We start from the raw sequence: 18,596 nt of genomic DNA on the forward strand, positions 1-18,596 counted from the left end.
CCATTCGGATAGTGTGAATTAAATTTTAGTTAATGGTTAAACGAGAATTTTTAATTGCTAACGGCGAGATTAATTGAATGGTACTTCTCATAATGTGATCTATTTCGTTATTAAATCCATTGTTTAAACGATCTTAAGTTTTTGAAAGATAAAATGTATTTTTAGTTATTTTTATAATTAAAAACTGCGCTTTCACATCTAAAAAACTGATATGAATTCTTAATTAAGTAACTGTATTTAAATGTATTAATTTCACTTAGCCATCTTTATTTTTTAATAAAAATTTAATGTGCACTAGCTCCGATTTTTAATGGTTTGTCTTCTCCATCATGCAGCCACTGGTCAATTGTTTGTGTCGTTCAGTGAACAGTTAGGTTCAGTGGAAAATATAAAACTAATGATAATTAGGAGTGAATGATGAAACGATGGAAATCCAAAACAGCCTTAGGTGTGCTGTTTTGTTTAGGAACTATCGTCAGTGCGACAGGAATAGCGTCTGACGCTAAACCGGGAGAAGTCAAACCTGGCTATGGCAACAAACAACAGAGTGCTGAAGCGCAAGCTATTATGGCTAATCCCGATGTGACCATGGAATCACGCGGTGTTCGAACTTTGCAGGATTATATCGTTCAGGAAAAAGAGTTATTTGAATTCCTGTTCGAAAATCATCCCGTATTTAAATATGCCGAAGCGGGAAGACTTAAAGGAACTTATAAAGTCAGCGACCGTGGGGAAGAATATTTACACGGTGGTGATAGCCAGAAATACAGTCAACATCAGGAAGGCGATCGCCCTATGGCATTGCAATATCGACTTGGTGCTAAGTCGATTTTAGATTTCCCGAATAAGTTTGTTGGCCCAGAAAAATGTGGTGAGTGCCATGGTCCACAGTATGAGAAATGGAAACGTTCACGCCATTCAAAAACTTTACGTTTCCCTGGGAATCACCCTGAAGTCGATAATGATTTAAATAAAACCATGTATGGCACAAAGGATACTTCCATCCTGCCAGACGGTATTACCCCCGATGCAATTTATGCGACAGTGGGAACGCCAAGAACCAAATACGGCTTTATCGACAGCTACTTAGTACGCGGTACTTTCCATGTGAAAGATGGTTTACTAAAAGATGGTACTGGGACTATGGTCGCCGGTGGTAACCAATTCTCCCGTGGTTGGGCTGAATGGCTAACGCCTGAAATGGCCAAGAAAATTCAGAAAGTTGTACCTGAATTCCCAACAACCATGGAAGGCTTTGGCACGAGTGGTTCGCACCAATGGGGTATGAGCTCATATGGTGCGAAATACGAAAAAGAATTCCTGTTCCAGCCTGCGAGTTCCTACTGTGAAATGTGCCATACCTTTAAGTTTGATTTTAAGACTAAGGATGAATTCTTTGCTGCTTTAGGTAACCCGAAAGAACTGCAAAAACATACCGTATCACTTGGGATTACCTGCGAAGAGTGTCATGGCGCAGGCGGTCATTTAGACGGTGGTATTGGTGGTGGCATGCCTTCAAATTGTGAACGTTGTCACCAGCGTTTTAACTTTGTAGAAGAGTTAGCGCAAACGCCGCAGGGTAAAGAAAAGTTGGAATATGCCTTCAACGTGAAGATGAAATCTTCGTGCCCATCTTGTGGTACAGAAGGTTCGCAGATGTTTGCTTCATCCCACTATGATAAGGGTATGCGCTGCTCTACCTGTCACGATCCACATGAAGTCACCGACGGTGATTGGAAGTCAGGTATTACTAAACCTAAGTTAGTAAAACAGTGTACTGACTGCCACACAGCGCAGGCTGAAATCGCCAGCAATACTCAAACCCACAGCAACCAAACTTGCCAAAGCTGTCACATGCCTAATATGGGAAGTTGTGAAAACTTCACCGCTATCCAATTCCCTGATATGGCAGGCTTCGACAACGTGCGTAAGTCACATATGTGGAAAATCGATGTCGATCCTCTGCGTAAAACACTAAACCCTCCAGAAGGAAAACCCCGCGACTCAGCGACTAAAGGTTGGACAGTTGCCAAGGATGAAAACGGCCATAACTATCTCGATTTGATGTGGACCTGTGCCCGTACTTCGGTATCTGACCATGACGTGACAGAGAACAAAGGTTGCCATAGCCAATTCCAATCTGAACTCGAAGTGGGCTTACATTTCGAAGACCAAATGGAAATTTACGGCGAAGTGCAGAAGTGGCAAAAACCCGTGAAGGAAACCTTTGCTTTAGTTGAACAAGCGCTTGCCCGCATCGATAAGTTGCTTGAAGTGACAAAGTTATCGGTAGAAGACAAGACGCAAGTCTTAATGTTGACCGACAAAGCCCAAGACGTCATTAAGCTGATTAAAGCTGATGGTTCATGGGGCGTCCATGGTCCACGTTACTCACAAAAACGCTTAGACGCAGCATTGACCTATGTCACCCAAGCTCAAGCCATTATCGATGGTAAAGGTCTGAGTGCACAAAAAATGTAGTTCAACTTGAGTCCTAGTATCCCCGACACCTCTGGGTGTCGGGGAATTCGAGAGCCAAATTATGAATAAAGTGATTCGTCAAAGCCTAACTCACACCCTAATTGTGTTGGCCCTAGGCGCTGTAGCTTTGCCTGTGCTTGCAGGTGGCGGCTCAGAGATATCGGAAGCGCCTTACAACGAGATCCAACTTAATCCGATTTCGATGATGGAAGCCGAGACATTAGTTGCTCAGTCAGGCGTTTATTTTTTCGATGTAAATACGCTGGAGATATGGGCGGAAGGTTTTATCCCCGGAGCGGTTTTTTTCAATGTTCAAAATTGGAGAGAGTTACTTCCAAAGAATAAAGATGCAGTCATGGTGTTTTATTGTGCCAACCGTCTTTGTACCGCCAGCAATATGGCTGCCAGAGAGACCATGAAGCTAGGTTACACAGGTGTGCGCCATATGGCCGACGGTATTTATGGCTGGCGTTTATCTGGACGAGTAACAGAAAAACCATAGTAAAGAACACGCGAACTGATTTTCTAGAAGATCTGTTTGCAGGGCCAAGAGGCTAAACCCACAGGGTTCATCATTGTAGAGAACATAAAATGAAAACACGTATGCCAACTTCTTTTATCCCAAAAACGTTAACCGTGGCGACCTGTGCTGCGCTATTTGTTTCTGTGACAAGTTTTGCTGCCCCTAGCCTAAAAAGTGATGCGGATAAAACCTCTTACAGTATTGGCGCGTCCATTGGCAATTACATTTCAGGCCAAGTTTATAACCAAGTTGAATTAGGGTCTGAGGTCAATATTGATCTAGTCGTGCAAGGTTTTGTGGATGCGCTGAAGGATAAGCAACAACTGACGGATGAGGAGGTCGTGACCTATCTCAATCAAAGGGCTGAAGAGCTTAATGCTGCCAGAAAAATCCTTGCTGAAAAAGAAATGGCGGAAACGAAAAAAGCTAGCGCTGACTACCTTGCACAAAATGCCAAGCAATCAAATGTGAAAGTCACAGCTTCCGGTCTGCAATACCAAGTGATAACCCAAGGCTCTGGTCAAAAGCCAAACCCTGAAGATGTTGTCACTGTGGAATATGTTGGCACGCTCATCGACGGTACAGAGTTTGAAAATACTGTCGGCCGCAAAGAGCCTACTCGGTTTGCATTAATGACTGTCATTCCCGGTTGGGAAGAGGGACTGAAATTGATGCCTATGGGATCTAAATACCGATTTGTGGTTCCCGCTAGTCTGGCCTATGGCACAGAAGCCGTGGGCATTATCCCGCCCGAGTCAGCACTTATCTTTGAAATTGAGCTAAAAAACATCGAAAAACCTAGTGAAATTAAAGAGATGAAGCATCAAAGCATGATGCCTGCCCACGGTTAGTGCACCGTTTGAGTTAGCTTTAGCTTGGGTAAATGTGTCACTTGCTATGACCTGTTTGGGGAATGAGATGGTCAGTTTAGGGTTAGTTATTTGCATGTGTTTAGGTCTGTTCATTGCTTATATTTATTGGCATCACGGCCGCTTGAAATTGACATTCGCTATGGCTCAATTGCCGTCAATGTCGAGCAAAGTGCCCTTTGCCATGGGCTTAATACTCGTGTTACTGACCTTAGCCATTTATAGCCAAATAGGGCGTTTTCAAGATTGGGAAAAAGGAAAAGTTGATGAAAATATTGATTATTTAGTAGCTGCAGAAATTACCAAAGCCACGCGTTTGGCAGAACGAGAACCACAAAATACTGAGGCACTCATGTCTTTAGCTCGGGCTTATAGCGCGGGTGGTTTGTACTCGGATGCTGTGCTGACCTTGGATAAGTTGCTCATGCTATCTGAAGACGATGCAGAAGTTTTGGGCGCTAAGGCTAACGCACTTTACTACCGTGAACGTCGGCAAATAACACCAGAAACCCAGCAGGTGATTGCCAAGGTTTTAGCGCACTCACCCTTTGAATCACAGACACAGTTATTACTCGCTACCGATGCCTATCTGCACGCTCGCTACCAAGTAGCTATAGATCATTGGCGGTTACTGCTGGCACAACCAAGCAGCAGTATTAATCGTGAAGCCATCAATAACGCGATTATAAAAGCACAAATCAAATTGAATGAAAGTGGAGATAAACCAAGTCGCTAGTCATTTTCAGGCAAGTTAAGTCGATAACGATATAAATAAAAACGTCGGTTGAAAACCGATAGATGGAGGATGATGTGAGTGAAAATATAGAGAGACGGAGGTTCCTTAAAAGCGCTGGAATGTGCACTTTGATCTTAACTCCTTTAGGTGGGTGTTCAGTCAAAGAGGACGGTGATAGCGCTCATAAACCCCATTACGTCATGGTGTTTGATCAAACTAAATGTGTCGGTTGTGGCGATTGTAAAACTGCCTGTAACCAAGCAAACCACTTACCCGAGGGAAAATCTCGCGTATTGCTTGAGCAGCAAAGTGGCCGTGTTGAAGGGCAAGCCTGCCCGCACTGCGGCAAGATGGCCTGTGATTGTGAGCGTAAGTTTGTCCGCGTATCTTGCCAACAATGTAAAAATGCACCTTGTGTGACAGTGTGCCCAACGGGCGCAGCTCACCGTGATCCTGCAACAGGAATAGTGACTATGGACGCCAGTAAGTGTGCTGGCTGTAAGTATTGTATTGGTGCCTGTCCCTACAACGCTCGCTTTATTAATGAAGCAACAGATGTTGCGGATAACTGTGACTTCTGTTTGCACAGCAAGCTAGCCAAGGGGGAATTACCCGCCTGTGTACAGAGTTGCAAGTACGATGCTTTGGTCTTTGGCGATGCCAATGATCCTCAGTCTTATGTCAGTAAGTTATTGGCGGTAAAGGACTCAGTGCGAATTAAGCCGCACTTTGGCACAGAACCAAGCTTACGTTACATACCTATCGTGAAACTGGGAGTGTAAAGATGGATACCAGTATGGAATTTACCTTAGGGCTTTCCGAAGGTGTTGCTTGGCCATGGCCCATTGCCGTTTACCTGTTTTTTGCGGGGATTTCGGGTGGCGCGTTAACGACTGCGCTTGTACTACGTTTTTATAAGGGCCAAGTGGAAAACACTGCCTTTTTAAAGGCGGCAGCGCTAGTAGCATTTATCACTATTAGTCTCGGTATGTTATGTCTCGTTGTTGATTTAACTAACCCATTATTTTTCTGGCGAATTTTAGTTTATTACAACCTCAACTCCGTGATGTCGATTGGTGTTATCGCTTTGAGTGTTTATATCCCGCTCGTGGCAATTTTGACCCTATTTGCCCTCGAAAAAGAGCTGTTATCTGTCTCTGCACTGGGGTTCTTAAAGCCGATTATCGACAAGTTAGTGGCATTTCGTCGTCCAATTGAGGTTGTAGTCTTAGTGCTGGCTATCTCTGTCTGTGCTTACACTGGGTTCTTGATCTCGGCCTTGATCCGCTTTCCTATCATTAACACTTCGGTATTACCTGCGTTATTTATCGCCTCTGGCATATCCGCTGGGGCGGCATCGGCCAAGATGGTCGCTGTGTATTTCTTTAAAGAGCAATTACATAGCGCTGAGATGAAGGTGCTCCATGGTGCCGAGTGGCCAATCATGTTCGCCGAAGCCATGTTCATTTTCATGATAGCAACAGCCCTGATGACGGGGAATGAAGGCGCTCAAATGGCCTTTGCCGCTTTCCATGAAGGGACTTGGGCAAGTGTGTTTTGGTTAGGGGTGATTGGTGTCGGATTCGTCGGGCCCTTATTACTTAATTTCGCACTTGGTAAACACTTTAGTCATTCAGCCAAAGCCTTTTATATATCAGGCTTGTGTGCTGTTAGCGGCATGATGTGTTTGAGGCTTTTTATCCTCTACGCTGGGCAAAATTACGCGATTTAATATTTTGATTTAAATCGATATCACTATTTTATCGACCCTCGTCTTAAGGTCTGTCCCTGCAAGGTGCCTAGGCGAGGTGTTGATACTTTTATCAAAAAGGATCAATAGGATGAAGAAGTTCTATTCGTTGTTACTGTTAATGCCTTTGCTATTTGGTTGTAATAAGAGTGAGGCAACCGACCAAGTTCATAAAGCTGAGATGATTCATGAACATGACCGTTGTCATTTGTGCGGCATGGTGATCACTAAATATCCTGGACCTAAAGGGCAAGTACATCTTAAGGCTGAAAAAATCGTGCCTAAGTTTTGCTCTAGTCGCGATATGTTTAACTTTGCCCTTCAGAGTGAAAACAAGCGTCAGATCGATTACATGATGGTGCATGATGCTGGCTCGACCGACTGGGATCGGCCGGACGATGGTGCTTTTATTGATGCACAGAGTGCGTTCTATGTTTACGGCACGACTAAAAAGGCGGTCATGGGGCCTGCCGTCGCACCTTTTAGCACTAAGGCTGCAGCCGAAGCTTTTGCCACAGAATACGGCGGCCGAGTTTTGGCCTTCAATGAGATTACCCTAGAACTGCTCGCAGGTGATAAGTAAGGCTGTGAAAATGAAGCTGCGTTCACTCCTGTTTTGGTTGCTGTACATTACTTCTTTTAATAGTTGGGCGGCACTGATCCGGGTGACAGACACAGATGCGCTTACACTTGCCCTTAGTAAGGCTCAAAATGGTGACACGTTATTGCTGGCTACTGGTGTGTATACCGGCTCTTTTCGAGTCACTCAATCCATTCATTTACAAGGCGAAGTTGGCGCTACCTTAGATGCACAGTATCAAGGTAGTGCGCTGATTGTTACCGCGGCGAAGGTGAGGATTGAGGGGCTTAATATTCGGCATTGGGGGAAGGATCTCTATTACCGCGATGCGGGGATCTTGCTGCAACAAGGAGCGGATAAAGTACAAATTAAAGAAAATCGTTTTGTAGGTGATGGCTTTGGTATTTATGGTGAGCAAATCTATGCCCCTGAGATCGTAGGTAATAGTATCAGCGGCAACGGTGCTATGTATGTGTTAGACAGAGGGGATGGCATTTATCTTAAGCAGGTCGTTGCCCCGCAAATCCATAAAAACCAACTCATTTTTGTCCGCGATGGGGTGTATTTAGAGTCAGTCACCCGCAGCCGCATTTCTGAAAATCAATTTACTAAACTGCAATACGGCATTCACTACATGTATACCCAAGCCGATGAAGCATGGCAAAACCAAGCTATTGCGGTTGATGGTGGCTATGCCTTAATGAATTCAACGAATATTTATCTGCACCACAACCGCGTGACTCAGGCTCGGGACTTCGGCATTTTGCTCAATATTACTGAGTCTTCCCATGTGCAGGCCAATGTTGCCAGTGACATCCATAATTCTAAGGGCACAGTGGAGCTGGGTAACGAAGGCAAAGGCATTTTTATTTACGCTGCTCAAAATAACCGTATTCAAGATAACGAGTTTAGTCATAGCGATACTGGGATCAGTATGGCCATGGGCGGAGAGGAAAACCGTCTTTGGCATAATCGAATCATTGCGAATCAAAACCAAGTGAAATATGTCGGCGACACACAGTTAGAGTGGAGTTATCAAGGACAAGGCAATTATTGGTCAGAATACCAAGGCTGGGATCTGGATCTAGATGGGATAGGTGATTTGGCCCATAGGCCCAATGACAGCTTAGACAAACTATTTTGGCTTTATCCTGAGGCAAAACTGTTAATGGAAAGTCCAGTTGTTTTACTGCTGCGTTGGGTTGAACGCCAATTTCAGCCCCGAATGACGACGGGAATTAGCGATAGTTTTCCCTTAATGCAATCGGTCTCGCCCGCACTTATTGATGGAGGTACGCAATGAATCAGACTTTCACATTCTCGACGAATAAGCCTGTGGCCAGTGCTGATATTGCCGTTAAAGCGATAAATGTCAGTAAATTTTATAACAACTTTAAGGCATTGGAGGACGTGAATTTTGAGGTTCTAAAGGGCCAAGTTGTTGCTCTCCTTGGCCATAATGGAGCAGGTAAGTCTACGTTACTTAAGCTTATTTTAGGATTGCTAACTCCTACACGTGGCCAGATCCAAGTTCAAGGGCACAATGTGGGATCTATGAATGTCAGGTTGAGTTTATCTTTAGGTTATTTACCTGAAAATGTGAGCTTTTATGACAACATGACCGCTCTCGAATTACTCGGCTATTTCGCTAAACTTAAAGGCGTCGCTCTTGCAAAAGTACATGAATTACTTGCCGAATTTGGTTTAGAAGCCGCTAAAGATAAACGTCTGAGTACATTTTCCAAGGGAATGCGGCAGCGTCTTGGGCTCGCTCAGGCAATATTGGCTGATCCTCAGATATTGTTACTTGATGAGCCGACTGTCGGTCTAGATCCCTTAGCATCGGCTTTTTTGTATCAAAAAATAGCCCAACTTAAGGCGAAAGGCTGCGCGATTATCATCAGTACCCATGAGTTAGGATTAGTTCAAGATCAAATGGATCGGGCTTTGATTTTAGGCCGAGGACGAATGTTAGCTTCGGGAACTTTAACCGCCCTTAGATCTGCAACTCGGTTGCCAAACCAGTTTTTTTTGTATTCTTTGTCTCACACTCAAAGGCTAGAGGTGCTCGCAGATCCTATTTTAGCCAGCTGTGTTGAGATGAGTTCGCCGCAGGGATTAAAACTGACTGTACCGCAGGGGCAAAAGTCAGGTGTTTTACATCATCTATTGCAAAAAGTGCCGGCAGGGGATTTTTCTGTTGAGCCTCCGAGTTTGCAGTCTGTGTTTCATCATTATATGGAAACCGTTTGTCATTCTCTGCCCCAGGTTGTATCTGCAGATACCACTCAAGTAACAGATATGGCTCAAGGCGTTAAGTGGGAGGCCGCCGTATGAGTCAATCAGAGGTTTTGCAGTGTGGTCATTTAAGTGCTCTAAATATAGTGAGTACCATAGCTGCCAAGGAGTTTAAGGACAATTTGCGCAATCGATGGCTATGGATGATGGCGGGTGTATTGTTGCTGCTCTCCCTTAGTGTGAGTTTTATGGGGAGCGTAATATCGGGCAGCTTAGTAGTATTTGAGCCTGCGCAGATCCTTTCTGGGCTTGTGACTTTATCGGTATTTATGCTGCCATTAGGCGCGATTTTGTTGAGCTATGACAGCTTTGTCGGTGAGAAAGAATCTGGCACCTTATTGTTATTACTGACCTATCCATTGGAGCGTTGGCATCTTGTCTGCGGCAAGTTTTTGGGCCATGCGTGCGTAATGACTATCGCCTGTATCTTAGGTTTTGGTGTGACAGGATTATTACTGATACTACTTGGCGATGCTCAGGCTCAATTCGCGATAGTTATCGGATTTACCCATTTGATAATAAGCAGTATTTTGTTGTCATTAGTGTTTGTTCTATTGGGCTATTGGGTTAGCCTGTGTGTGCGAGAAAAAGCCAAGGCACTGGGAACGTTACTTATTTTATGGTTTGTGCTTGTGCTGGTTTATGACCTTATTTTGCTCAGTGTTTTGGTTGGAATGAGTGAAATGCTTAATCGCAATCTATTTAATCTACTCATTTTACTGAATCCTACCGACTTGTTCCGTGCCTTAAATTTGCTTGCCGCACCTTCGGATACACTAGCAGCTAAAAGTAGCCTTTCCTTAATCGCGCAAACGGGATTGGGATTACCCATGATGTATGGTTTGTTAGGCGGCTGGATTATTGTTCTATTATTGGGGTGCTCTTGGGTCTTCAAACGTCAAGAAATTTAGTTTAGCAAATCCTGTATTAGTCTAATTTTGTGCTTATTAAACAATAACTAAACTGAGCATGCAGTCACAGTATTTTATGTTGTTAAAAAGTAAAATAAACCATCTTAGATAGGTGGCTGCAAGTCACAGTGCTTTTGGGAAAACATGGTCCCAATCTGCTTGCCCGCCGTTAGCGCAATCATACCTTATCTACTTTTGCTGAGTTTTCGGGCGTTTAACATGCATAAAATCACTTCATATTTATTTTTAGATGAACAGGCTAAAAAACTAGTTGATCAAGTGCATGGCACATCCATAGACCTGACTTTTTCTGAAGCGGCTATATTGGTACGCTTGTTATCTTCCCCCAACGCCATATTGACGAAAGAAGCCTTGTTGCAGGTGGGTTGGCCAGACCGCGTCGTGGCACCGACTTCACTAACACAGTGCATCAGCACCCTAAGAAAAAAACTCGAGCCTTATACTGAAGTACAGCTCAAAACCGTGGCGCGCCGCGGTTATCAATTGCATATCGCTGAGCAATCCCATGTAAAGATGTTGGCTATAAACGATGCAGATGCAATCCGTGATGCTTTAGTTGGGGTATCGGCTTGGACCAAATTTGCAGGTATTGCTTTCTTGGGCCTGATCTTGGCGATCTTCTGGTATATGAGTGATCACCATGCAGTGGTTAAACAAGTGGCTAAGTGGCATGCAGATAAATACATCAGCCTCAATATCGGTGGGACTCTGGGAACGGCGCAAACTTTCTATATTGGCGATGAGGAGCATTTACATCCCTCTTGGTGGCAAAAACATTTGGCGCCAGAGGGAAATCATATCAGCAGTATTAAGCATTTCAGTGCTTTTGCAGCCACGGATGGTAAAAACTATTCCATGGCAATTTGTCCAGAGCTAGATGCAGAGGCTTGTAATGGTCGCGGTATGATTAATATCACCGCAATAGATGCGAAACCTGCAGGCTTAAATATGACGGAATTTATTCCGCTGAGTCAAAAGATGGAGCAGCGGATTCGTTATAACCGCATTGTTCTCCCTGCGGATGACAAGGGTAAGGGGGAGTTAGTTGAGCATAATTACCATGCGGATATCTATTTTCCTGTCGCGGGTGAACTCTTAGTTCGGAACGATCTCAGCATGTCTCTGGTGTATGAAGGGGAGAATCGGGGAAATTTCTATTCAACCTCTTGTATAACAGATCAAGATTGCTTAACGACACCGATTAAGTACACGATCCGCGGTGAGTTTGAACAGTACCAAACTGAGATTAATGATCTTAAAGTCGATGTTTTCTACGTTAAAGTGTTACAAAAAGAGCTGACAAAACCGGATGAAGTGAGCAATTCTGCCATGCAGTTTTATCGTGAAATTCGTAAGCATGATATCCGCGATGAAGAATTATTCTATTATCGTGTTTATCAAAATGAGCATACGGCGGTATGGATTATTCCTCAAATGGGACAAGTGCTTGCATGGACTCAGTACAATCAGCTCAAGTTATAGTAACCTTAAACCACACTTGATTAAGCCGACATAAAGTCGGCTTTTTTGTGTCTGCAATGAGGGGATTTTTGATGGCATTAAGTGATTGGTTGAGACGCTGCGGCTCAAAATGTTTGCATTAACTTTTTATCATAAAAAGTGGCTTTGTTTTACTTCTTCATTCAGAGCCAGTTACACTGCCAAACTTAATCATCACAAGATAAATACAATAATAAAAGAAAGAGGAGTCATTCATGTCGGACCGTCTTATTCCCGCGCTGTTACTGTCTACTTCAGTACTGACGGGGCTAACTGCTTGCAGTGATAACACCACAGAAAACACCGTTAAAACCAGCGAAAGCGCACCTAAAAGCCAAGACGTTGCCGCTCAAATGCCGGTAGGTATTAATGTGGCGGCTATGTCGCCAACGGTAAAACCGGGGGATGATTTTTATACCTACGCCAATGGCGAATGGATGAAAACGACGATGATCCCTGCCGATCGCTCCAGCACTGGCGCTTTCCTCGTTGCTTTTGAAGCGACCGAAAAGCATAAAACCAGTTTGATTGCCGAACTGGTGAAAGCGCAGCATGCTGCGGGTAGCGACGAAGCGCGTATCGCCGATTTTTACAAGGCTTACACAGATACTGCCGCCATTGATGCCGCTGGAATGAAACCTGCCGAGGCGGATATCGCCCGTTATGAGGCCATTGCGAGCAAGCAAGATTTATCCGCAGTATTAGGTGAAAACCTGCGCGCCGATGTTGACCCTCTCAACGCGACCGATTTCCATACCGAAAACCTGTTTGGGATCTTCGTAACTCAAGGTTTAGCCACGCCGGGCGAAGTTTTGCCTTACTTTTTGCAGGGCGGTTTAGGCTTACCTGAGCGCGAATATTACCTGTCTGCCGATCCTAAAATGGCCGACATTCGCAGCGCTTACCGTGCTTATATTGAAACCTTGCTCAAAGATGCGGGCGTGAGCGATGCCGCTGCCCGTGCCGATCGTATTTTTGCCCTTGAGAGCAAGATAGCTGCCGCCCACGCTAGCCGTGAAGATAGTGAAGATTTCGCTAAATCTTCGGGCGTGTGGAGCCGTGCTGACTTTGATGCTAAAGCACCGGGCATCGATTGGACTGCCTTCCTCGCGGCGGCACAATTGGGCAATCAGCCAAAATTTGCAGCTTACCATGCGACGGCGATTACGGGACTTTCTGCGCTGGTGGCCTCTGAGCCTTTAGAAGCCTGGAAAGATTGGCTCGTGTTCCACCAGATCAACAGTCACGCCGATGTGTTGCCAACGACCATAGACAATGCTTCGTTTGCCTTTAACGGCACTAAGCTTTCTGGTACGCCAGAACAGCGCGGCCGCGATAAACGTGCTTTAGCGGCACTCGATCAATACCTAGGTGATGCCGTAGGCCATGCCTATGCCGAGCAATATTTCCCTGCTTCGGCCAAGGCTGAAGTCAGCACTATGGTGGATAACATAGTGGCTGCTTTTGGTCAGCGAGTGGAAAAACTCGATTGGATGGACCCTTCCACTAAGAAAGAAGCCTTAGCGAAAGTGGCGACTATGGCAGTGGGCGTGGGTTATCCCGACAAATGGCGCAACTACGACAGCTATGCTGTGACGGCGACCAATGCCTACGCGAATGCCATCAATGGTGAAAAAGTAGAGTACAGCCATCAACTCGCCAAGATTGGCAAACCAATGGATAAAGGCGAGTGGTGGATGACGCCGCAAGTGGTGAATGCGGTGAACCTGCCCGTGCAAAATGCGCTTAACTTCCCTGCGGGTATTTTACAGCCACCATTCTTCGATGCTAAGGCCGATGCCGCCTACAACTATGGTGCGATTGGTGCTGTGATTGGCCATGAAATCAGCCATAGCTTTGATAACAATGGTGCGGCATTTGACTCGACTGGCGCTATGCGTAACTGGTGGACGCCAGCTGACTTTGCTCAATTTGCTAAGCAAGGTGATGCGTTAGCAGGGCAGTTTGATACCTATGCACCTTTCCCTGATTTACACGTGAATGGCAAGCTGACCTTAGGTGAAAACATTGCCGATGTGGCGGGTTTAGCCGCGGCACTTGATGCGTACCATGCCTCGCTTAAGGGTAAAGAAGCCCCAGTGATTGAAGGCTTTACGGGCGATCAACGCTTCTTTATCGGCTTTGCGCAAACCTGGGCCACTAAGATGCGTGATGAAGCGCTGCGGGCTCGGGTGGCAACCGATGGCCATGCACCCGGCATGTACCGCGCGCTGACAGTGCGTAACTTAGATGCTTGGTATAGCGCATTCGATGTTAAGCCTGGCGACAAGCTGTATTTAGCGCCAGAAGATCGCGTTAAGATCTGGTAAGTTTACTGGGTGGATTTGAAAGCAAGGGGAACGCTAGCGTTCCCCTTTTTATTAACGATTTTGCAGGCGGTTATAATCCAGCCAACCACTTTCTATCGGGTGATTGTCGAAAAAGATCTGATTGAGTTTGTCACTAAAGGCCCAAAAGGTGGGATCGCTACGGCGTACACCCGCAACATCGAGCAGTGCCTCATAGTCTTTCTCGGTTTGCATTTGCTCTACCGCCGCCACTATTTTAGGTAAATCTTGTTCTTTCACCAGCCAGAAGGCTTCTGGGTAACTACCTAATAAACCATGCACTAAGGTGACATCATCCTTTGCGGGTTCGCGGTTGCTGGCCTCATTAAACAGGCTCGAAATATTACGATGGGCACTATTGCGAACGAAGGTAAAGACCTCAGCTTTACCCGCTTTTTCGGGCTCGACCATGATCATCGTCAGCTCTGGTAACAGGGTCGCTTGGGTGCCTTTTAATCGACCTAATGCCTGCAACAGTGCCTTGCTGTTGGCTTGCAAGTGACTGTTTTCTATTTGATATCTATTCGGCTGTACCTTAGCGACCTTCTGCCCGAGTTTTTGATACAGCTCGCCCTTGAGGTCATCGCTATAGTAGAGCACGCCCGTGGGCTGATTAAAGGTGTTGATATCCCCCGCGATAAACGCCGTGAGCTGAGTACCAGCCCCTTGATACCAATCACTAAATTGTTTGCGCCTTTCCTCCTGCGGTAACAGGGTCAGGAAATTTGATTCCCCTTCCATGCGTAAAAAATCCATGTATAAGCGAGTTAATAGCTGGTGGCCGTAGTTACCATACACATCGAAACCTGCGACTAGCAAATAGTGGATACGCTCCAATAAGGCGTAATCGATAATCCAAGCGGTTTTGGGCGGCTCACCAACTAAACCTTTGACCACTGTGGCATTATCGAAGTGGCGAAACACTGTCAGGCTAGCATTATCATTGTTGTCGTCACCATCCCAGAGCCCGTCGATAGTGAGGTGTTGGCCGTTTTTAAACTTCTCATTCAAGAACTGATTACGCGCCCGCATGTACTTGCCTTGCTTGGCGGCATATTTCACCCAAGTTACGGCGAGTGCAGTGCTTTCTTCCTCCGCTGGCATTCGTAGGTTTTCAATCTGGGAATGGTAGAAGGTCCTAAAATCCGTGTCGTCCATATAATCTGGGGTAACAAAGTACACCCAGAATCTGTCGTTAATCACATTGAGCGCCACCTGACCACGGCACACTGGGCCTTTGATAAAGCCCATAATGGTGTCTTGGGCGCGGTTCAGCATAAAGCGATAGCGCGCACCGGCAGGAATTTGAATAAAGGCTTCGAAGGGATTGGCCGCAATGCTCGGCTGGTAGCTCGGCAGCTGAGTCACTGAGTAATCCGCATCGATAAACCATTGCTGCCAGTCGTGCAGCAAGCCGGTATTTAAGGCATAGGGGATATGAGTTTTATCGACTATGGTCGCCCGATAAGGTCGAAAACGGTAATAGACACGTTCCACCTTAGGATCGTCGAAGGGGCGGCGGGAGGCGATAATATCCAGCGCTTGCCCCGGCGGCGTCCTCGAACGAACTAACTCGAAAAACAGAGGCTGGGCGTTTGGCTGATTTAAAGATTCAAAATATAAGTGAAAGGCAAACAAATGCTCGTAGATGTAGCGTGCGCTTAATTGGCTTTTTAAACTGTCACCGTTTAAGAATTGCTCCCAATGGGTGATTTCCGTTATAAATTCAGGGGCTAGCGATGGTGCGAATGGCAATGGCGCACCTTGTTCGAGCCAGTGCATCAACACTTGATGTTCATTCGCATTCAGCGCTGGCAAGCCATAGGGCATACCCGCAAACGGTTGGCTTTGCTCGTATTTGTCCATTTCCTCTAGGCTGGCGCATTGCTGAACACTGTCGAGGCTGAAATCAAAACGCTTATCTAAAATCTTATCTTCAGGCAGGGGATGCATTTGCTTAAGCGTAAGCATTCTGGCCAATACCGAGGCTTGGGTATTGGCTTCTGGAGTTTGATTGCGCTCGTTTAACATGGGGTAAAACCCGCGTTGACGCCAAGCTTCTGGGGTAAAGGCATCGACAAATAAGCGATTGGGCGTGGCGGCGACTAAACGTGTGCCTTGATAGACTTTTTCCTTACTCGCTCCGCGTTCTATGCCTTCGCTTGAGGTCATTTTGAGCTGGCAGGGAGCATCGTAGCAGGCATGGCACACCACGCAGCGGCTATTGAGGATTGGTTCAACTTCTTTGTGCACAAATTCGGCCTGTTGAACAAATTGGTTGTTAAGCTGTGCATTCTCGACGCGCTTTTGAGGTGAGCTAGTGCCAAACAGAGCATTGAAATCGATTTGCGCTACACTGGCACAACCCGTCGCCAACAGCACTGTGGCCAATAACAACCTTTTCCATATTCTTTTTATCGCATCCATTCAGGACTCCTTTATTTGCCACCTAGCAGAGTTAGCCATTTAGCCCACTGATCAGCATCACTTTAGCAGAAAAGTGTGTTGGATCTAAAATTTGCAGCCTGATTTTATCCTCGCTCTCGCTTAACTTATGCCGCAGAGTTTTGGCGACATCCAAGGAACTTAGGTAAGATAGCGACCATAAAAGTGTGCCAGTGATGGCTGTGTTAATCGCTCAAGTCACGGTTGTGGCAATAACAATGTGGCAATAACAAAAGGATCAAGTATGACCGCTGATAACCGCTATTTTTACGAACCGAGCAAAGGCCATGGTCTTGCACACGATCCTTTAAATGCAATTGTGGGTCCTCGACCGATCGGCTGGATTTCATCACGGAATGCCGAGGGGCAACGCAATCTCGCCCCTTACAGCTTTTTCAATTGTTTCAACTACAAACCGCCCATCATCGGCTTTGCCAGCACAGGTTGGAAAGACAGTGTGGCCAATATCGTCGAAACAGGGGAGTTTGTGTGGAACCTCACCACTCGCGGCTTAGCCGAGAAAATGAATCAAACCTCCGCCATGCTGCCACGCGGTCAAGATGAGTTTAGCTTTGCCGGACTCACGGCTAAAGCAGGCACGATTGTTAAGGCCGATTTAGTGGCTGAAAGCCCAGTGAATTTTGAATGTAAGTTGTCCCAATGTATCCAGTTAACCGCCGCCAATGGCGACAAGATTGATACTTGGTTAGTGTTAGGAGAAGTGGTGGCCGTGCATATTGCCAATCATTTACTCAATGCCGAGGGGATTTATCAAACTGCACTTGCCGAGCCCGTATTACGTGCCGGCGGCCCATCGGCCTATTATGGGATCTCAGAAGATCTGCGTTTCGATTTACATAGACCACAAGTGTAGGGGGCTGCTCAGGCGCCGCAGGGCTGTGGGTTTTTAAACTTCGTTTGAGTTTTTGAATTATGAGTTTTGGTATCTCATGGCAGAGTAATACATGACTTAAGCTTTTTTTAAAGAAAAATCAACGTCGTGGGGCTTCACCCCACACCCGACCAAGAGGGGATCAACAGCAATTCCCTCTTGGATCTCCCTTGCCGCCCCTAGCGAAGTTACATGCATTGGTTAGTGGTCTCATACTCCAATAAAAATTGCCTAACGGCTCAGATGGGACATCCCTGTCCCCCCGAGCCTGCGCCATCATCCATGATGTCGCCACGGCATTTTTATCTGCGTATTTCGACAACTTCGCAGTGGGAGGTGAACTCCTGCTATTTCGGGGTTAGCTATTAATCTCAAAACAGTACAGCTGGTCCAAAAACTTCTGCTAGTTCAATTTTTATATCTAGTCTTAATGCTCGATTGGTTACGAACAATACTCAAAATAAAATAAGCAGATATCATTCATATGCTCACTTTCTACCTAAAATGATTTTTGCTATTGTGTAAATTAAAATTTAAATCAGTGGGTTATTCGTAATTTTATCAAGTGGTCGGGGGTGAGTTTATGCGCATTCGCATGATACAAATGTTAGGCATTAAGGGGAGTAAATGACTGCATATACCCTTCACGCTTGTGACAACGCTTCAAATATGTGTGGCTCCTCCGACCGCCTGTTTCAGGAGGTAACAGACATTCCTATTTGTTCCGTATGTGGTTATAAGACCGATCTCTACTTTGTTAATCCATCATTTTGCGTCAAAAGAAGGGTATACGACTTATCTTCAACCTATGACGGTTACTATGTGGCATCACTGAAGTTCAAGGAGGCATGTCAACGGCTACAACTGAAGGGATTTGAATTTATTGCCCTTCCATCAGACCCTGAATTCTTTGTTATAAAGCCAACATCGCTAACATCGTTTGACTCTGTAGCAAGGAAAACAAGATTTGAATCCTTTTGTGTCGAGTGTGGTTTCCATAAGGCCGTCGCAGGTGCAACGCCCGCATTTCTCTTGAAGGAACCAGAATCTGACCTATCGGCTACTGATGTTGTTTTCGGCTCTGGTAATAGCCGTAGTCGAATGCTCATCGTGACAGAGAGCGCAAAGATGTTGCTCATTGCAGAGAAGTTAACAGGACTCGAATTCGAGGCAATCACGTATAATTTGTTCAAGCCGACGCCAAAAAACGGCGTGGCTTAGTTCAAACGTTATAACGTAGGA

At 45.7% G+C, this 18,596-nt stretch carries 15 protein-coding genes; 14 read left to right on the forward strand and 1 reads right to left on the reverse strand.

Annotated features, from left to right (window positions below; all coding sequences use genetic code 11):
• The first annotated feature begins 417 nt into the window (after positions 1 to 417).
• The 12 genes from sirA (at position 418) to DYH48_RS00755 (ending at position 13,999) form a co-directional block, all read left to right on the forward strand.
• Positions 418 to 2,481: a dissimilatory sulfite reductase SirA gene (gene sirA, locus DYH48_RS00700; protein ID WP_115333784.1), complete on the forward strand. Its 2,064-nt coding sequence runs from the start codon at positions 418 to 420 to the stop codon at positions 2,479 to 2,481.
• Between the two features lie 61 nt (positions 2,482 to 2,542).
• Positions 2,543 to 2,983: a rhodanese-like domain-containing protein gene (locus tag DYH48_RS00705; RefSeq protein ID WP_006084301.1), complete on the forward strand. Its 441-nt coding sequence runs from the start codon at positions 2,543 to 2,545 to the stop codon at positions 2,981 to 2,983.
• 89 nt (positions 2,984 to 3,072) lie between these two features.
• The gene (locus DYH48_RS00710) at positions 3,073 to 3,855 is read left to right on the forward strand and encodes an FKBP-type peptidyl-prolyl cis-trans isomerase (protein WP_115333785.1); all 783 of its coding nucleotides are present in this window, start codon (positions 3,073 to 3,075) and stop codon (positions 3,853 to 3,855) included.
• A gap of 67 nt (positions 3,856 to 3,922) precedes the next feature.
• Positions 3,923 to 4,609, forward strand: a complete 687-nt coding sequence (locus DYH48_RS00715) for a tetratricopeptide repeat protein (protein WP_115333786.1) — start codon at positions 3,923 to 3,925, stop codon at positions 4,607 to 4,609.
• Positions 4,610 to 4,683: 74 nt separating this feature from the next.
• Complete coding sequence (locus DYH48_RS00720; protein ID WP_115333787.1) at positions 4,684 to 5,391, forward strand: 4Fe-4S dicluster domain-containing protein; 708 nt, start codon at positions 4,684 to 4,686, stop codon at positions 5,389 to 5,391.
• Positions 5,392 to 5,393: 2 nt separating this feature from the next.
• Positions 5,394 to 6,341 (forward strand): NrfD/PsrC family molybdoenzyme membrane anchor subunit, encoded by a 948-nt coding sequence (nrfD, locus tag DYH48_RS00725; protein WP_115333788.1) that lies wholly within the window; start codon positions 5,394 to 5,396, stop codon positions 6,339 to 6,341.
• A 109-nt stretch (positions 6,342 to 6,450) separates the two neighbouring features.
• A complete protein-coding gene (locus DYH48_RS00730) occupies positions 6,451 to 6,942 on the forward strand; it encodes a nitrous oxide reductase accessory protein NosL (RefSeq protein WP_006084293.1) in 492 nt (163 codons plus the stop codon).
• A 10-nt stretch (positions 6,943 to 6,952) separates the two neighbouring features.
• Complete coding sequence (gene nosD, locus DYH48_RS00735) at positions 6,953 to 8,242, forward strand: nitrous oxide reductase family maturation protein NosD (RefSeq protein ID WP_115333789.1); 1,290 nt, start codon at positions 6,953 to 6,955, stop codon at positions 8,240 to 8,242.
• Positions 8,239 to 9,276 (forward strand): ABC transporter ATP-binding protein, encoded by a 1,038-nt coding sequence (locus DYH48_RS00740; protein ID WP_115333790.1) that lies wholly within the window; start codon positions 8,239 to 8,241, stop codon positions 9,274 to 9,276. The genes nosD and DYH48_RS00740 overlap by 4 nt, the downstream gene beginning before the upstream one ends.
• Positions 9,273 to 10,148: an ABC transporter permease gene (locus tag DYH48_RS00745; protein WP_115333791.1), complete on the forward strand. Its 876-nt coding sequence runs from the start codon at positions 9,273 to 9,275 to the stop codon at positions 10,146 to 10,148. The genes DYH48_RS00740 and DYH48_RS00745 overlap by 4 nt, the downstream gene beginning before the upstream one ends.
• A gap of 219 nt (positions 10,149 to 10,367) precedes the next feature.
• Entirely contained in the window at positions 10,368 to 11,651 is a 1,284-nt protein-coding gene (locus DYH48_RS00750; protein WP_115333792.1) for a winged helix-turn-helix domain-containing protein, read from the forward strand.
• A 233-nt stretch (positions 11,652 to 11,884) separates the two neighbouring features.
• Complete coding sequence (locus tag DYH48_RS00755) at positions 11,885 to 13,999, forward strand: M13 family metallopeptidase (protein ID WP_115333793.1); 2,115 nt, start codon at positions 11,885 to 11,887, stop codon at positions 13,997 to 13,999.
• A gap of 51 nt (positions 14,000 to 14,050) precedes the next feature.
• Here DYH48_RS00755 and DYH48_RS00760 read toward each other — a convergent pair whose 3' ends face one another.
• Positions 14,051 to 16,444, reverse strand: coding sequence for a fatty acid cis/trans isomerase (locus DYH48_RS00760; RefSeq protein WP_115333794.1), 2,394 nt, complete (start codon positions 16,442 to 16,444; stop codon positions 14,051 to 14,053).
• Positions 16,445 to 16,706: 262 nt separating this feature from the next.
• On the opposite strand from DYH48_RS00760, the gene DYH48_RS00765 reads away from it, so the two are divergent.
• Positions 16,707 to 17,336, forward strand: a complete 630-nt coding sequence (locus DYH48_RS00765; RefSeq protein ID WP_115333795.1) for a flavin reductase family protein — start codon at positions 16,707 to 16,709, stop codon at positions 17,334 to 17,336.
• A 645-nt stretch (positions 17,337 to 17,981) separates the two neighbouring features.
• A complete protein-coding gene (locus tag DYH48_RS00770) occupies positions 17,982 to 18,575 on the forward strand; it encodes a hypothetical protein (RefSeq protein ID WP_115333796.1) in 594 nt (197 codons plus the stop codon).
• Positions 18,576 to 18,596: the final 21 nt, after the last annotated feature.

It is taken from the genome of Shewanella baltica (genome assembly GCF_900456975.1).
Classification (GTDB): Bacteria; Pseudomonadota; Gammaproteobacteria; order Enterobacterales; family Shewanellaceae; genus Shewanella; species Shewanella baltica.

What these genes read in the sequence shown, in the direction of transcription:
- sirA (WP_115333784.1), top strand. Translation starts at nt 418, where the DNA reads ATGAAACGATGGAAATCCAAAACAGCCTTAGGTGTGCTGTTTTGTTTA.
- DYH48_RS00705 (WP_006084301.1), top strand. Translation starts at nt 2,543, where the DNA reads ATGAATAAAGTGATTCGTCAAAGCCTAACTCACACCCTAATTGTGTTG.
- DYH48_RS00710 (WP_115333785.1), top strand. Translation starts at nt 3,073, where the DNA reads ATGAAAACACGTATGCCAACTTCTTTTATCCCAAAAACGTTAACCGTG.
- DYH48_RS00715 (WP_115333786.1), top strand. Translation starts at nt 3,923, where the DNA reads ATGGTCAGTTTAGGGTTAGTTATTTGCATGTGTTTAGGTCTGTTCATT.
- nrfD (WP_115333788.1), top strand. Translation starts at nt 5,394, where the DNA reads ATGGATACCAGTATGGAATTTACCTTAGGGCTTTCCGAAGGTGTTGCT.
- DYH48_RS00730 (WP_006084293.1), top strand. Translation starts at nt 6,451, where the DNA reads ATGAAGAAGTTCTATTCGTTGTTACTGTTAATGCCTTTGCTATTTGGT.
- nosD (WP_115333789.1), top strand. Translation starts at nt 6,953, where the DNA reads ATGAAGCTGCGTTCACTCCTGTTTTGGTTGCTGTACATTACTTCTTTT.
- DYH48_RS00740 (WP_115333790.1), top strand. Translation starts at nt 8,239, where the DNA reads ATGAATCAGACTTTCACATTCTCGACGAATAAGCCTGTGGCCAGTGCT.
- DYH48_RS00745 (WP_115333791.1), top strand. Translation starts at nt 9,273, where the DNA reads ATGAGTCAATCAGAGGTTTTGCAGTGTGGTCATTTAAGTGCTCTAAAT.
- DYH48_RS00750 (WP_115333792.1), top strand. Translation starts at nt 10,368, where the DNA reads ATGCATAAAATCACTTCATATTTATTTTTAGATGAACAGGCTAAAAAA.
- DYH48_RS00755 (WP_115333793.1), top strand. Translation starts at nt 11,885, where the DNA reads ATGTCGGACCGTCTTATTCCCGCGCTGTTACTGTCTACTTCAGTACTG.
- DYH48_RS00760 (WP_115333794.1), bottom strand. Translation starts at nt 16,444, where the DNA reads ATGGATGCGATAAAAAGAATATGGAAAAGGTTGTTATTGGCCACAGTG.
- DYH48_RS00765 (WP_115333795.1), top strand. Translation starts at nt 16,707, where the DNA reads ATGACCGCTGATAACCGCTATTTTTACGAACCGAGCAAAGGCCATGGT.
- DYH48_RS00770 (WP_115333796.1), top strand. Translation starts at nt 17,982, where the DNA reads ATGACTGCATATACCCTTCACGCTTGTGACAACGCTTCAAATATGTGT.